The following is a 12,621-nucleotide window of genomic DNA, read 5'->3' as shown; positions in this document are numbered from 1 at the left end:
TCGGGCCGTGCGCATTCTGACGTGGAATCTGTGGTGGAGATTCGGCCCCTGGGAGCGGCGGCAGGAGGCGATCACGGCGGTGCTGCGCGCCGAACGGCCCGACATCTGCGGCCTCCAGGAGGTCTGGTCCACCCGGGAAGGCCATCTCGCGCAGCGCCTCGCCGACGACCTCGGCATGCACCTCGCCTGGGCCCCGGCCACGCTGCCGCCGCACTGGCGCGAGCGGATCCCGGCCACCGCCCCGCCCGGGCTCGGGGTGGGGCTCGCGGTGCTCAGCCGGTGGCCGATCGAGGAGTCGGCGGCGGTGCCGCTGCCGCGCGGCGACGGCCCCGACGAGGGCCGGATGGCGCTGTACGCGCGGATCGCCGCCCCCGGCGGCCCGGTGCCGTTCTTCACCACCCATCTGCACTCGGGTCCGGCCGGCTCGGCGGTGCGCTGCGCCCAGGTACGGGCGCTGGCCCGGGCGGTGGCGGACCGGCGCGGCGGCGGGGCGTTCCCGCCGGTGGTCACCGGGGACTTCAACGCGGAGCCGGACTCGGACGAGATCCGGCTGTTCGGCGGCCGGCTCACCGCGCCCGCCGTGCCGGGGCAGATGCTGCTGGACGCCTGGCGGTACGCCGACCCGGGGCAGCCGTCGGCCACCTGGGACACCGTCAACCCCTATCTCGCGGCGGGACTTGGGCTGAGCATCCGGGTCGACTACATCCACACCGGGCCGCCGGCCCACGACGGCACCGGCCGGGTGCGGTCGGTGCGCCGCGCCGGGGACGGACCGGTGGACGGAGTGTGGCCCTCCGATCACTTCGCCGTGCTGGCCGAGTTGGCGGCGCCGGCGGCGTAGGCGGCCGGGGGTACGCCCACGGTGGCGGTGAAGTCCCGTACGAGATGGGCCTGATCGCTGTAGCCGAGGTCGGCGGCGAGCGCCGCCCAGTCCACCCCGGTGTCCCGCTCGGCGCGTTCCAGGGCGTCGTGGACGCGATACCGCAGGATGCACCACTTGGGCGACACCCCGACCCAGTCCGCGAACAGCCGTTGCAGGGTGCGCACCGACAGCCCGGCGTCGCGGGCGAGGGCCGCCACCCGGCGCACGGTGCGGTCGGTGCGGATCCGGTCCGCGAGCGCCATCGCCTCCCGCGCCCGCAGGTCGGGGTGCGGGCCCCGGCCGAGCAGCAGGGCGTCGAGGGCGGCGACCCGCCCGACCTCCTCGTCCGGGCCGAGGACCGCCGCCGCCTCGCCGGCCGTGCCGTACGGCAGCCGGCGCCCGGTCCAGTGCGCGACCGGCTCGTGCGGCGCGAAGGGCCGGAAGCCGCCGGGCCGGAACTGTACGCCGCACACCCGCCCGCTGCCCGCCAACCGCTGGGTGAACAGAGCGAGCCCGATGCCGGCCAGCTCGCCGAAGCCGGGAGCGGCCCCGTACCGCTGGAAGACGAGGTTCACGGACGGGTGCGGCACGACCTGGGTGAGGTACGGCTGGGGCAGGTCGGTCCAGTCGATGAGCCAGTAGTGCTCGATGTACGGGCGCAGCGCCGCCGCCTCGGGCAGCCGGCGGCGGAACCGGACCCGTGCGAAGAGCCCGGCGGCGTCCACGATGCCCCGGGTGTCGCGTCTCGGCTCGGCCGGCATGGTCCGATCGTATGTCGTGTTTTTTCAAGCCGCCGCAGGTCAGCGGCGCCTAGCGTCGCCGGTATGACGACTGTGACTCCTTCCATGGACACCCTGCTGACCGAGGCGGCGCGGCGCACCGCCCCCGTGGTGCGCGGCATCGCCGACGACCGGCTCGGGGACCCCACCCCGTGCACCGCGTACACCGTACGCGAGCTGCTGAACCATCTCTTCCAGGTGATCGTCCAGTTCCAGAACCTGGCGGAGCGGCGCCCGGCGGAGTTCGGCACCGCACCGGATCTGGTCGGCGCCGATCCGGGGTGGCGGGACCTGTTCCCGGTGGCGGCGGAGCGGCTGGCGGCGGCGTGGGCGGCGCCCGGCGCGCTGGACGGCGAGGCCGGGGCGATGCGGCTGCCGGCGCCGACGGTGGCCGCGATGGCGCTGCTGGATCTGACCGTGCACGGCTGGGACCTGGCGATCGCCACCGGGCAGCCGTACGAGCCGGACCCGGCGGCGGTCGCGGCGTGCGCCGGGCTGGTGGCGGAGATCGGCCCGACCGGGCGCTCGATGAAGGTCATGGACGAGCCGGTGCCGGTACCGGCCGGGGCGACCGCCTTCGAGGCGCTGCTGGGGGCCACCGGCCGCGATCCGTACCGGAGCGGCGGGCGGATCGGGCGGTAGGTACGGCCGCGGGCCGCCCGGGGCGGGGGTGCGGCGCGGTGCGGCGGGAGGGCCGCGGCGGAGCTGATCGCGGCGCCGCTGCCGCGGTGGGACCAGGGGGTGGATGACGTCATCACCTTGGCACATAATCCAACATGCCGACTCAGAAGCCAACGGCGAGGAGATCCTGTGCCCCCTACCCACAGCGCCGATGAACGACTGGCCGGGCTACGGCAACGCCTGGGCGGCGGCCTGGCCTACGGCGGCGACTACAACCCCGAGCAGTGGCCGGCCGGAGTGTGGCGCGAGGACATACGGCTCATGCGGGAAGCCGGGGTCAACCTGGTCACCGTGGGGGTGTTCTCCTGGGGGCTGCTGGAACCACGCCCCGGCGTCTACCGGTTCGACTGGCTGGACGAGGTGCTCGGCCTGCTCGCCGAGGCGGGCATCGGCGTCGACCTCGCCACCCCGACCGCCGCCCCACCCTCCTGGCTGGCGCACGAACACCCCGAGACGCTGCCGGTGGACGGCGAGGGCCGCCGGGTCGCGTTCGGCGCCCGCTGCCACTACTGCCCCTCCTCACCGGTGTTCCGCCACCACGCGGCGCGCATCACCGAACGGCTCGCGCGCCGCTACGCCTCCCATCCGGCGCTCGCCATGTGGCACATCGGCAACGAGTACATCGGCTACGGCTGCCACTGCGCGGTCTCCACCGCCCACTTCCGCCGCTGGCTCGCGGCCCGGTACGGCACCATCGACGCCCTCAACGAGGCATGGGGCACCGCCTTCTGGGGCCAGCGCTACGACTCCTTCGACCACATCGGCACCCCGGCCCCCCGCTCCCGGCTGATCTCCGGGCCCAACCCCGGCCAGCTGCTGGACTTCTGGCGGTTCAGCGACGCCGCCAACCGGGAGCTGTTCACCGCCGAACGCGACATCGTCCGCCGCCACACCCCCGAACTGCCGGTCACCACCAACTTCATGGGGTCCTTCAAACACCTGGACTACTGGCGCTGGGCAGCTGCGGAGGACATCGTCTCCATCGACGTCTACCCCAAGCCGTGGGACACCGAGGGGCAGCTGCGGGCGGCGTACAACTTCGACCTCATGCGCTCGCTGCGCGGCGGCCGGCCATGGCTGCTCATGGAATCCGCCACCGGCGCCAACCTCACCGGCGGCCGCAACTCCGCCCGTCCCGAGGGACAGTTGCGGGTACGGGCCCTGCAAGCCGTCGCGCGCGGCGCGGACTCGGTGATGTTCTTCCAGTGGCGCGCCTCCCGGGCCGGCGCCGAACGCTTCCACTCGGCGATGCTGCCGCACGGCGGGACCCAGACCCGTACCTGGGGCGAAGTGACCGCGCTCGGCGAGCAGGTGGCGGCGCTGCGCGAGCTGGCCGGCGGGCGGTGCGACCGCGCCGAGGTGGCGGTGGTGTGGGACTGGGAGAACTGGTGGGCGCTGGAGGGCCCCGACCACCCCTCCGACGCGCTGCGCTTCACCGACCAGGTGCTGAACCACTACCGGCCGCTGTGGGGCGCCAACATCCCGGTGGACTTCGTCCGCCCGGACGCCGACCTCGGCGCGTACCGGCTGGTGATCGCCCCCAACCTGTATCTGGTGAACGACGCGGACGCGGCGAACCTCACCGGGTACGTACGGGACGGCGGGCAGCTGTTCATGTCCTACTTCTCGGGCATCGTGGACGAGTACGACCGGGTGCGCACCGGCGGCCATCCCGGCGCGTTCCGCGAACTGCTGGGCCTGACCGTCGACGACTTCAACCCGCTCCAGGAGGGCGAGAGCCACCCGCTGAGCGGGGGCGGCACGGCCACCGACTGGCAGGACGTCATCGTGCCGGAGGGGGCCGAGCCGCTGCTGGTCTACACGGGCGGCGACCTGGCGCGGCGGCCGGCCGCCACCCGGCACCGCTTCGGCGCCGGAGCGGCCGGCTATCTGGGCACCTCGCCCGACCCCGACACGCTGCGCAGGCTGCTCCTGGACGCCGCGAGGGCCGCCGGGGTCACCCCGGGGCCGGTCACCCCCCAGGGGGTGGAGGCGTTCCGGCGGCGGGCCGCGGACGGTACCGAGCATCTGTTCCTGCTCAACCACACCCCGCACGAGGTCACCGTGGAGCCGCCGCCGGGGCTGACCGACCCGGTGAACGTACTCCCGCCGGGGGCCCCGGTCCCCGTCACCGGCCCGCTGCGGCTGCCCCGCTACGGCGCGGCGGTGCTACGGGGCGGTGGTGGAGCCGCCCGGAGCGCGCGGGAACCGGCCTGACCCACCCGGGTGTTACGGTGACGGCGTTCGTATTGTTCAGCGCCGGTGGTTGGTGGAGCGCGCTGGTCTGCTCGCATGCCCGGAGCAGGCCGCTGCCGGGCAGGCTGACGGCGGTGGCCGGTTCGCGGGTGTGCCCGACCGGAGGACAACCTTCCATGTCAGAACACACCGCACATTCCGACGCCATCGCCCTGATCGAGGCGTTCTTCGAGCGGCTCGACCACGACCTGGCCGACCGGGGCGTGGCCGAGGACGTGCGCCGCGACCTGGCCGGCATCGCCCGGGCGCTCTGGGAGCACCTGGCGGGCCGAGGCGCCGACCGGCTGCCGGACGCCCCGGCCCGGATCAACCGCCAGTACACCGCCGCCATCCTGGCCGCGTACCGGGCGCTGTCGGCGTCCCGGGCGCCCGGCGTCCCGGCCGCCACCGAGCTGCCGGCCCTGCTGACCTCGGCGTTCACCGAGCCGTTCGGCCCGGCCATCACCGAGGGCACCCGCGCCATGCTGGACGCGGCCCCCGACCCCTTCGCGACGATGGTCGCGGTGGCCAGGGGCCGGGAGGACACCGACTTCGGGGCGGAGTTCACCTTCGAGCACCCCCGCGACGACGAGGGCGCGTTCCTCGCCGACGTGGTGCGCTGCGGCTACCACGACTACTTCGCGGCCCAGGGCGCGCCGGAACTCACCCCGGTGCTGTGCGCCTTCGACGGCAACTGGATCCGGGCCATCGACCCCGACCGGCACGGCTTCGCCTTCACCCGCCCCACCACCATCGGCCTGGGCGGCCCGCGTTGCCCCTTCCACTTCCACCGCACCATGAGGGGATGACCACAGAGATGACAGAGATCAGGGAGATGACCGAGGCGGACACGGACGAGGTCGCCCGGCTCCGGGTCCAGGGCTGGCGGCACGCGTACCGGGGCCTGATGCCCCAGGGGTACCTCGACGCCATGGACCCCGCACCGTACGCCGCCGCCCTGCGGCGGTCACTCCCCCGGCCGCCGGCGCACACCACTCACCTGGTGGCGCCGGCGCCCGGCCCCACGCCCGGCCGCCGGATCATCGGCTGGGCCTGCCAGGGCCCGTACCGCCCGGCGGACGCCGGCTGGGGCGAGCTGTACGCGCTGTACGTGCTCCCCGAGTTCATCGGTACGGGTGTCGGCCGCACCCTGCTGGCGGCGTCCCTGGCCCGGCTGCGCGCCGCCGGGATGCCCCGGGTGCGGCTGTGGGTGCTGCGCGACAACACCCCGGCGCGCCGCTTCTACGAGCGGGCCGGCTTCAGCCCGGACGGGGCCGGGCAGTCCTTCGACGTCGAGGGGGTCGCCGTGCGGGAAGTGCGGTACGCGCGAGGCTGAGGACGCCGCATCGGCAATGGTCAGCGGGGGGCGGGGGGATGGAGTACGTTCGCTTGCATGGCTCAGCCCGTCAAGTCAGACCGTCCGCAGATCTCCCAGCGCCTGAAGGTGCGCCGGGCGCTGGCCGCCGCCGCCATGGAGCTGTTCGCCACGAAAGGCTACGCGGCGACCACGGTCGACGAGATCGCCGCGACCGCCGGGGTGGCCCGCAGAACCTTCTTCCGGCACTTCCGCTCCAAGGAAGAGGCGATCTTCCCCGACCACGACGACACCCTGGTGCGCGCCGAGGAGGTCCTGGAGGCCGCCCCCGAGCGGGAGAACCCGATCGACACGATCTGCCGGGGCATCAAGGAGGTCATGAAGATGTACGCGGCCTCCCCGGCCGTGTCCGTCGAGCGCTACAAGCTGACCCGCGAGGTCCCGGCGCTGCGCGAGCGCGAGATCGCCTCGGTGGCCCGGTACGAGCGGCTGTTCACCCGCTATCTGCTGGCCAGGTTCGACGAGAACTCGCACAACGGGGACGAACCGCTGCTCGCCGAGGTGGCCGCCTCCTCCGTGGTGACGGCGCACAATCACGTGCTGCGCCGCTGGCTGCGCCGGGGCGGGCAGGGCGATGTGGAGGCGGAGCTGGAGCACGCCTTCACGATCGTCCGGAGCACCTTCGGCTCGCTGCCGGTGTTCGCGGGCGGCACCACAAGCAGCGCCGCCGCCCCGGCTCCCCCGGCGGCGACCGCCGAGGTGGCGCCGGCCGCCGGTGGCGGCGAGGTGCTGGTCACGGTGGCCCGTACCGATGCCCCGCTGGACGAGGTCATGCGCACCATCGAGCAGGCCCTGCGCGACTGCCGCCGCTGACCGTCCCTCGTGTCGTCCGCTTCTCTCCTCTCCCTTCCCTCTGGAGACCCGTATGACCGTCCCCGGCTCCCTGGGGCAGCACCCCCAGCGCCCCCAGCGCTCCCGCCGCTCCGTGCTGGCCGTACCGGGCAGCAATCCCCGGTTTCTGGAGAAGGCACAGGGGCTGCCGGCCGACGCGGTCTTCCTCGATCTGGAGGACGCCGTCGCGCCGCTCGCCAAGGAGGGCGCCCGGCAGGCCGTGGTCGCGGCGCTCAACGAGGGTGAGTGGGGCGGCAGAACGCGGGTGGTGCGGGTCAACGACTGGACCACGCCGTGGACATACCGGGATGTGATCACGGTCGTCGAGGGCGCGGGCGCGCACCTGGACGCGCTGCTGCTGCCGAAGACGCAGGACGCCGAGCAGGTACGGGCGCTGGACCTGCTGCTGACCCAGGTCGAGCGCACGGTGGGCCTTGAGGTCGGACGGATCGGCATCGAGGCGCAGATCGAGGACGCGCGTGGCCTGGTCAACGCCGATGTGATCGCGGCGGCCTCGCCCCGGCTGGAGTCCCTGGTGTTCGGCCCGGCCGACTTCATGGCATCCATCAATATGAAGTCACTGGTGGTCGGCGAACAGCCGCCCGGTTATCCGGCGGACGCCTATCACTACATCCTGATGCGGATTCTGATGGCGGCCCGCGCGCACGGTCTCCAGGCGATCGACGGCCCCTATCTCCAGATCCGCAATCCGGACGGGTTCCGCGAGGTGGCCGGCCGGTCGGCGGCGCTCGGGTTCGACGGGAAGTGGGTGCTCCATCCGGACCAGATCGCGGCGGCGAACGAGATCTTCTCGCCCTCCCAGGAGGATTACGACCACGCCGAGCTGATTCTGGACGCCTATGACTACTGGACCTCGGCGGCGGGCGGGGCCCGGGGCGCGGCGATGCTGGGCGAGGAGATGATCGACGAGGCCAGCCGGAAGATGGCGCTGGTGCTCGCGGGGAAGGGCCGGGCGGCCGGTCTGGCGCGTACCTCGTCCTTCACCCCGCCGGTCGCCTCCTGAGCACCCGGGGCGGCGGTCCGGGACGGTGAGCGAGGTTTTACCAAATGATGGCGGGACCGGACATCCCCCGGCCCCGCATCACGTAGTGCGTGTGGAAACTCACGCTGCGCCGCGGTACATCTCGGAATTCGCCGGGCGATCCAGAATCCCCTCTCCCGTACGAGCGCGTTCTCCCGTATGGTGGCCAGGGCTGAATGTCCTCTATCGGGGCATTATTGAGACACGCAGATCGACGCCAGAACAGGACTTAAGGCCGCACCCGGCCTGCTGGCTTGCCGAGTTACCGTCCGAAGCCGCTAGCATCGGCTTAGTCGCGCCGCTTCTGGATGCGCGGCTTTCCCCGCTACGAAGGTCTCCCATGCCGCTCCGCTCCTCCTCCGTACGCCTCGCCCGCGGCGCATCGCCGTGGCTGCTGCCGACGGTGGCCACGGCCGCCGTTTCGCTCGCCAAGGCCCGCCACTCCGGACGCTGGGCGGCTGCCGCCGTGCCGGCCACCGCGCTGGCGGCGGGCATGCTGTGGTTCTTCCGCGACCCGGAGCGGGAGATCGGGCAGGGCAGGGTGATCTGTCCGGCGGACGGGGTGGTGCAGAGCATCATGCCGTGGGAGGACGGGCGCACCCGGGTCGCGATCTTCATGAGCCCGTTGAACGTTCATGTGAACCGGGCGCCGGTGGCCGGCACCGTGGCCTCCGTGGAGCACGTACCGGGCGGTTACGTTCCGGCGTTCGACAAGGAGAGCGAGTTCAACGAGCGCGTCGTGTGGCGCTTCGACAGCGAGCTGGGCGACATCGAGATGGTGCAGATCGCCGGCGCCGTCGCGCGCCGCATCGTGCCGTACGTGCCGCAGGGCTGCAAGGTGGAGCAGGGCGAGCGGATCGGGCTGATCCGGTTCGGCTCGCGGGTGGATGTCTACCTCCCGGAGGGCATCGAGCCCGCGGTCGAGGTCGGCGAGAAGACCACAGCGGGGGTGACACGTCTTGACCGTGATTGACCGCGGCGCGCAGAGCGCCTGGGTGCCGGAGGCGGACGAGGACGACGCGGATGAGCTTCCGCTGTCGATGCGGCTGTCGATAGCGGACACCCTGACCCTGTCGAACGCCATCTGTGGCTTTCTGGCGGTCTACTTCACCACCACCGGCGTGCTGATCCCGCACCTGACGGGCAGCGGCGATGTCGGGGTGGTCCGGAACAACGCGGCGACCGCCGTGCTGCTGATGCTGTTGGCCTCGGTCTTCGACCTGTTCGACGGTCTGGTGGCGCGGAAGCTGCGCAGTTCGCCGATGGGCGCCGAGCTGGACAATCTGTCGGACCTGATCAGCTTCGGTCTGGCCCCCGCCTACTTTGTCCTGGTATGGGGCATGGTGGTGGGTGACGCCCATGAACCGGTCGCCGCGCTGGCGGCGATCACGGTGCTGCTGGCGGTGGTGCTGCGGCTGGCCCGGTTCTCCTGCGTGACCATGCCGGACGGCGTCTTCCAGGGCATGCCCAGCCCCTTCGGGGCGCTCACGGTGGTCTCCATCGTGCTGCTTGAGCTGCCGTTCTGGCCGACGCTGCTGGCGATCGTCGGGGTGGCCTGGCTGATGGTGAGCCGGGTCGAGTACCCGAAGCCGCGCGGGCCGCTGGCCGGGGCGATGCTGTCGTGGATCGTGCTGAGCATGGCGCTGCTGACCGCGTGGGCCTTCGACGCGCCGGGTGGCGAGCTCATGCTCCAGACCGGCTGCTCGCTCCAGCTGGTGCTGGGCGCGGTGATCCCGCTGTTCGCGATGGTGCGGCGGGTGTACAACTTCCGCGATCTGCGGCGCGAGGCCCGGGCCGAGGCCCGGTCGTAGCAGGGCCGCGGGCGGAGAGCGGGAAAGCAGCGGAGCGGGGCCAGGGGGCCCGGGTGACCGACCGGTCACCCGGGCCCCCTGGCGCGTGCGGGGAGCGTCGCGCGACCGGCTGTCAGTGGGCCGTAGCACAATGGCGGGCATGCGGCTCACCAAGAAGGGGCACTCCTGTGTCCGGCTCACCCGGGACGACGGCCGGGTGCTTGTCATCGACCCCGGCGGCTTCAGCGAGGCGGACGCGGCGCTGGGCGCCGATGCCATCCTGGTCACCCACGAGCACCCGGACCACTTCGACGAGGGCCGGCTGCGTACCGCGCTGGAGGCCGCCCCGGCCACCGAGCTGTGGACGCTGCGCAGCGTGGCCGAGCGGCTGTCGGCGGCCTTCCCGGGCCGGGTGCGCACCGTGGGGCACGGCGACAGCTTCACGGCGGCCGGCTTCGGGGTCGAGGTGTACGGGGAGCTGCACGCGGTGATCCACCCCGATATGCCGCGGATCACCAATATCGGCTTCCTGGTGGACGGCGAGGTCTTCCACCCCGGTGACGCGCTGACGGTGCCCGAGCGCCCCGTATCCACCCTGCTGCTGCCCCTGCACGCCCCGTGGAACAAGTTCTCCGAGGTCCTGGAGTACGCGCGCGAGGTCGGGGCCGGGCAGGCCCTCGCGGTCCACGACGGGCTGCTGAACGACGCCGGGCTCGCGGTCTACGGCCGCAATCTGGGGCCGCAGGGTCCGGGGCTCGGCGGCGCGACCGTGTACGCGCGGCTGGCGCCGGGCGAGTCCACCACCATCTGAGACCCAGACCTGCGAGAGAGACCCCGATTCGATGCGCATCGCCACCTGGAACATCAACTCGATCACGGCGCGGCTGCCGCGCCTGCTGGCCTGGCTGGAGAGCAGCGGCACCGATGTGCTGTGTCTCCAGGAGCTGAAGTGCGCCGCCGAGGCGTTTCCGACCGACCAGCTGCGGGCGCTGGGCTACGAGGCCGCGGTGCACGCCGGGGGCCGCTGGAACGGGGTGGCGGTGATCTCCCGGATCGGCGTCTCCGAGCCGGTGACCGGGCTGCCCGGCGGGCCGGAGTACGACGGGCTGACCGAGCCGCGCGCGGTGGCCGCGACCTGTGACGGGGTACGGGTGTGGTCGGTGTATGTGCCCAACGGGCGGGAGGTGGGCCACCCGCACTACGCGTACAAGCTGCGCTGGCTGGCGGCGCTGCGGGAGGCGGTGCGCGCGGACGCGGCGGCGGGACGGCCGTTCGCGGTGCTGGGCGACTTCAACATCGCGCCGGCGGACGAGGACGTGTGGGACATCTCGGCGTTCGAGGGGGCGACGCATGTGACGGCCGCCGAGCGGGAGGCGCTGGCGGAGCTGCGCGGTACGGGGCTGTCCGATGTGCTGCCGCGCCCGCTGAAGTACGACCGGCCGTTCACCTACTGGGACTACCGGGCGCTGGGTTTCCCGAAGAACCGGGGCATGCGCATCGATCTGGTGCTGGGCAACGCGGCGTTCGCGGGCGGGGTGAAGGACGCGTACGTGGACCGGGAGGAACGCAAGGGCAAGGGCGCCTCGGACCACGCGCCGGTGGTGGTGGACCTGGAGCTGTGAGGGGCGGGGCCGGGCGGGCGGCTACGGCGAGCGGGGGACAATCCGGGAACGAACAAGAAGACGGGTGTGGCCCTGTGGTGCCCGCCGGGCCCCGGGTGGGACGCTGAAGCCCATGAATATCCCTTTCCTGGACAACTGGCGCAAGCGGGCCGATCCCCGGCTGGGGACCCCTCCCGGTCAGCGGGCCGGGGACGGCGCGTGGAGCGACGCCGATGCCGAGGGGGTGGCGCAACTGCTGTCCGAGTGCGAGCTGCTGCGGGCCCGGGCGCTGGCGGCCGGGGTGGTGCTCGGGGACACCCCGCAGTCGCTGGAGGCGCTTGATCAGCTGCTGCCGCGCTGGCGGGACGATCCGGAGGAGCTGGCGGGACTGGGCACGGACGCGGGCCTTTACCTGGGCACGGTGATCGTCCGTACGGTGCCGGGCGCGCGCTGGGCGCCGGGGGCGCGGGGCGGTCCGGTGGTGGTGATGGCGTCGGGACGGCGGGTCGATGTGCTGAGCGCCGGTCATGAGTGGGCGGACACCGGGGCGCCCGAACTGTGCCAGGTGTACGCGGAGTCCGCCGAGTTCTGAGGCCCTTCGGGCGCCTCGGCTGACCTCAGCAGCCTCAGCCGCCGAAGCCGATCGCGTACTCCAGCCGCCAGCGGTCGCCGCGCAGCACGGTGTCGGAGGTCTCCACGGCGCGGTCGTACTCGTCGTAGTGGGTGCGCTGCACGGCGGTGAGGCACTGGCCGGGCGAGCAGCCCAGCGCGTCGGCCTCGGCGCCGGTGGCGGGCCGGGAGGCGACCGTCTCGGTGGCGCGCACGATCCGGATGCCGATCGCCGCGAACCGCCCGCGTACCCCGCGCCGGGCGTAGGGGCCGCGCTCGGGGTGCAGGACATCGGTGCCCTTGGTGAGGGCCAGCGGCTCCCAGCTGGTGGCGAGTTGCAGCGGGCGGCGGTCAGCCAGGTATTCGTACTGGGTGCACATGAGGGGTTCGCCGGCGCCGATGCCGAGCCGGACGGCGATCTCGGCGGGGGCGGCGACCGCCGTGGAAGTGGCTTCCCAGATCAGATCGGGGTGTTCGCCGCCGTGCCCGGCGCCGCTCAGGATCTGGATGCGGGCGGCGAGCGGGGTGTCGACGGCGCCGGTGGAGCGGATGAGCACGCCGAGCGGTTCGCGGTCGCTGACGAAGACGCCGCGCCCGAACTGGCCGGTGGCGTAACCGGCGGCCTTGAGCACCCGTACGGCGCGGTCCACCGTCTGGTCGCTGGCGGTGTAGGTGCGTTTGAGCTCGGCGCGGGAGGGGATGCGCGCCCCCACCGGAAGGGTGCCCTCGTCGATCTGTTGCCGCAGGTCATCCGCGATGCGCTGATATACCGGCCGGGCGTCGCCCATCCTCATCATCCTTTCCGCCGCCGACGTC

The 12,621-nt window shown here is 73.1% G+C and carries 14 protein-coding genes; 12 read left to right on the top strand and 2 right to left on the bottom strand.

Annotated elements, in window-relative coordinates:
• The first annotated feature begins 7 nt into the window (after nucleotides 1-7).
• A complete protein-coding gene (locus AC5WRL_RS12870; protein ID WP_496088591.1) occupies nucleotides 8-841 on the top strand; it encodes an endonuclease/exonuclease/phosphatase family protein in 834 nt (277 codons plus the stop codon).
• Here the strand turns inward: AC5WRL_RS12870 and AC5WRL_RS12865 are convergent.
• Nucleotides 799-1,623 carry a DUF6597 domain-containing transcriptional factor gene (locus tag AC5WRL_RS12865; protein WP_496088590.1) on the bottom strand — a complete coding sequence of 275 codons (825 nt, stop codon included), beginning with the start codon at nucleotides 1,621-1,623 and terminating at the stop codon, nucleotides 799-801. The genes AC5WRL_RS12870 and AC5WRL_RS12865 overlap by 43 nt on opposite strands.
• Before the next feature lie 63 nt (nucleotides 1,624-1,686).
• On the opposite strand from AC5WRL_RS12865, the gene AC5WRL_RS12860 reads away from it, so the two are divergent.
• From AC5WRL_RS12860 to AC5WRL_RS12810, 11 genes are all read left to right on the top strand, one after another.
• Nucleotides 1,687-2,283: a TIGR03086 family metal-binding protein gene (locus AC5WRL_RS12860; RefSeq protein WP_496088589.1), complete on the top strand. Its 597-nt coding sequence runs from the start codon at nucleotides 1,687-1,689 to the stop codon at nucleotides 2,281-2,283.
• A 168-nt stretch (nucleotides 2,284-2,451) separates the two neighbouring features.
• On the top strand, nucleotides 2,452-4,539 hold the full coding sequence (locus AC5WRL_RS12855) for a beta-galactosidase (protein ID WP_496088588.1): 2,088 nt from the start codon (nucleotides 2,452-2,454) through the stop codon (nucleotides 4,537-4,539).
• A gap of 155 nt (nucleotides 4,540-4,694) precedes the next feature.
• Complete coding sequence (locus AC5WRL_RS12850; RefSeq protein WP_496088587.1) at nucleotides 4,695-5,366, top strand: L-2-amino-thiazoline-4-carboxylic acid hydrolase; 672 nt, start codon at nucleotides 4,695-4,697, stop codon at nucleotides 5,364-5,366.
• Nucleotides 5,363-5,893, top strand: a complete 531-nt coding sequence (locus AC5WRL_RS12845; protein ID WP_496088586.1) for a GNAT family N-acetyltransferase — start codon at nucleotides 5,363-5,365, stop codon at nucleotides 5,891-5,893. Before AC5WRL_RS12850 ends, AC5WRL_RS12845 begins: the two co-directional genes overlap by 4 nt.
• Before the next feature lie 57 nt (nucleotides 5,894-5,950).
• The gene (locus AC5WRL_RS12840; protein WP_496088585.1) at nucleotides 5,951-6,745 is read left to right on the top strand and encodes a TetR family transcriptional regulator; all 795 of its coding nucleotides are present in this window, start codon (nucleotides 5,951-5,953) and stop codon (nucleotides 6,743-6,745) included.
• 52 nt (nucleotides 6,746-6,797) lie between these two features.
• Entirely contained in the window at nucleotides 6,798-7,787 is a 990-nt protein-coding gene (locus AC5WRL_RS12835; RefSeq protein ID WP_496088584.1) for an HpcH/HpaI aldolase/citrate lyase family protein, read from the top strand.
• A gap of 358 nt (nucleotides 7,788-8,145) precedes the next feature.
• Complete coding sequence (locus AC5WRL_RS12830) at nucleotides 8,146-8,778, top strand: phosphatidylserine decarboxylase (RefSeq protein WP_496088583.1); 633 nt, start codon at nucleotides 8,146-8,148, stop codon at nucleotides 8,776-8,778.
• Nucleotides 8,765-9,616: a CDP-diacylglycerol--serine O-phosphatidyltransferase gene (gene pssA / locus AC5WRL_RS12825; protein WP_496088582.1), complete on the top strand. Its 852-nt coding sequence runs from the start codon at nucleotides 8,765-8,767 to the stop codon at nucleotides 9,614-9,616. Before AC5WRL_RS12830 ends, pssA begins: the two co-directional genes overlap by 14 nt.
• A gap of 139 nt (nucleotides 9,617-9,755) precedes the next feature.
• On the top strand, nucleotides 9,756-10,406 hold the full coding sequence (locus tag AC5WRL_RS12820; RefSeq protein WP_496088581.1) for an MBL fold metallo-hydrolase: 651 nt from the start codon (nucleotides 9,756-9,758) through the stop codon (nucleotides 10,404-10,406).
• A 31-nt stretch (nucleotides 10,407-10,437) separates the two neighbouring features.
• Nucleotides 10,438-11,217 carry an exodeoxyribonuclease III gene (locus tag AC5WRL_RS12815; RefSeq protein WP_496088580.1) on the top strand — a complete coding sequence of 260 codons (780 nt, stop codon included), beginning with the start codon at nucleotides 10,438-10,440 and terminating at the stop codon, nucleotides 11,215-11,217.
• Nucleotides 11,218-11,329: 112 nt separating this feature from the next.
• Nucleotides 11,330-11,788, top strand: a complete 459-nt coding sequence (locus AC5WRL_RS12810; RefSeq protein ID WP_496088579.1) for a DUF6278 family protein — start codon at nucleotides 11,330-11,332, stop codon at nucleotides 11,786-11,788.
• 34 nt (nucleotides 11,789-11,822) lie between these two features.
• On the opposite strand, the gene AC5WRL_RS12805 is transcribed toward AC5WRL_RS12810, so the two are convergent.
• Nucleotides 11,823-12,593, bottom strand: a complete 771-nt coding sequence (locus AC5WRL_RS12805) for a GntR family transcriptional regulator (RefSeq protein WP_496088578.1) — start codon at nucleotides 12,591-12,593, stop codon at nucleotides 11,823-11,825.
• Nucleotides 12,594-12,621: the final 28 nt, after the last annotated feature.

This window comes from Streptomyces sp. NTD107 (genome assembly GCF_059510435.1).
The sequence above is the reverse complement of the archived record's forward strand: the minus strand, read 5'-3'. Positions and strand labels throughout refer to the sequence as shown.

Bases quoted from the DNA above. Each gene is read 5' to 3' on its own strand.
- AC5WRL_RS12865 (WP_496088590.1), bottom strand. From the start codon at position 1,623: ATGCCGGCCGAGCCGAGACGCGACACCCGGGGCATCGTGGACGCCGCC.
- AC5WRL_RS12860 (WP_496088589.1), top strand. From the start codon at position 1,687: ATGACGACTGTGACTCCTTCCATGGACACCCTGCTGACCGAGGCGGCG.
- AC5WRL_RS12850 (WP_496088587.1), top strand. From the start codon at position 4,695: ATGTCAGAACACACCGCACATTCCGACGCCATCGCCCTGATCGAGGCG.
- AC5WRL_RS12845 (WP_496088586.1), top strand. From the start codon at position 5,363: ATGACCACAGAGATGACAGAGATCAGGGAGATGACCGAGGCGGACACG.
- AC5WRL_RS12840 (WP_496088585.1), top strand. From the start codon at position 5,951: ATGGCTCAGCCCGTCAAGTCAGACCGTCCGCAGATCTCCCAGCGCCTG.
- AC5WRL_RS12835 (WP_496088584.1), top strand. From the start codon at position 6,798: ATGACCGTCCCCGGCTCCCTGGGGCAGCACCCCCAGCGCCCCCAGCGC.
- AC5WRL_RS12830 (WP_496088583.1), top strand. From the start codon at position 8,146: ATGCCGCTCCGCTCCTCCTCCGTACGCCTCGCCCGCGGCGCATCGCCG.
- AC5WRL_RS12820 (WP_496088581.1), top strand. From the start codon at position 9,756: ATGCGGCTCACCAAGAAGGGGCACTCCTGTGTCCGGCTCACCCGGGAC.
- AC5WRL_RS12815 (WP_496088580.1), top strand. From the start codon at position 10,438: ATGCGCATCGCCACCTGGAACATCAACTCGATCACGGCGCGGCTGCCG.
- AC5WRL_RS12810 (WP_496088579.1), top strand. From the start codon at position 11,330: ATGAATATCCCTTTCCTGGACAACTGGCGCAAGCGGGCCGATCCCCGG.
- AC5WRL_RS12805 (WP_496088578.1), bottom strand. From the start codon at position 12,593: ATGGGCGACGCCCGGCCGGTATATCAGCGCATCGCGGATGACCTGCGG.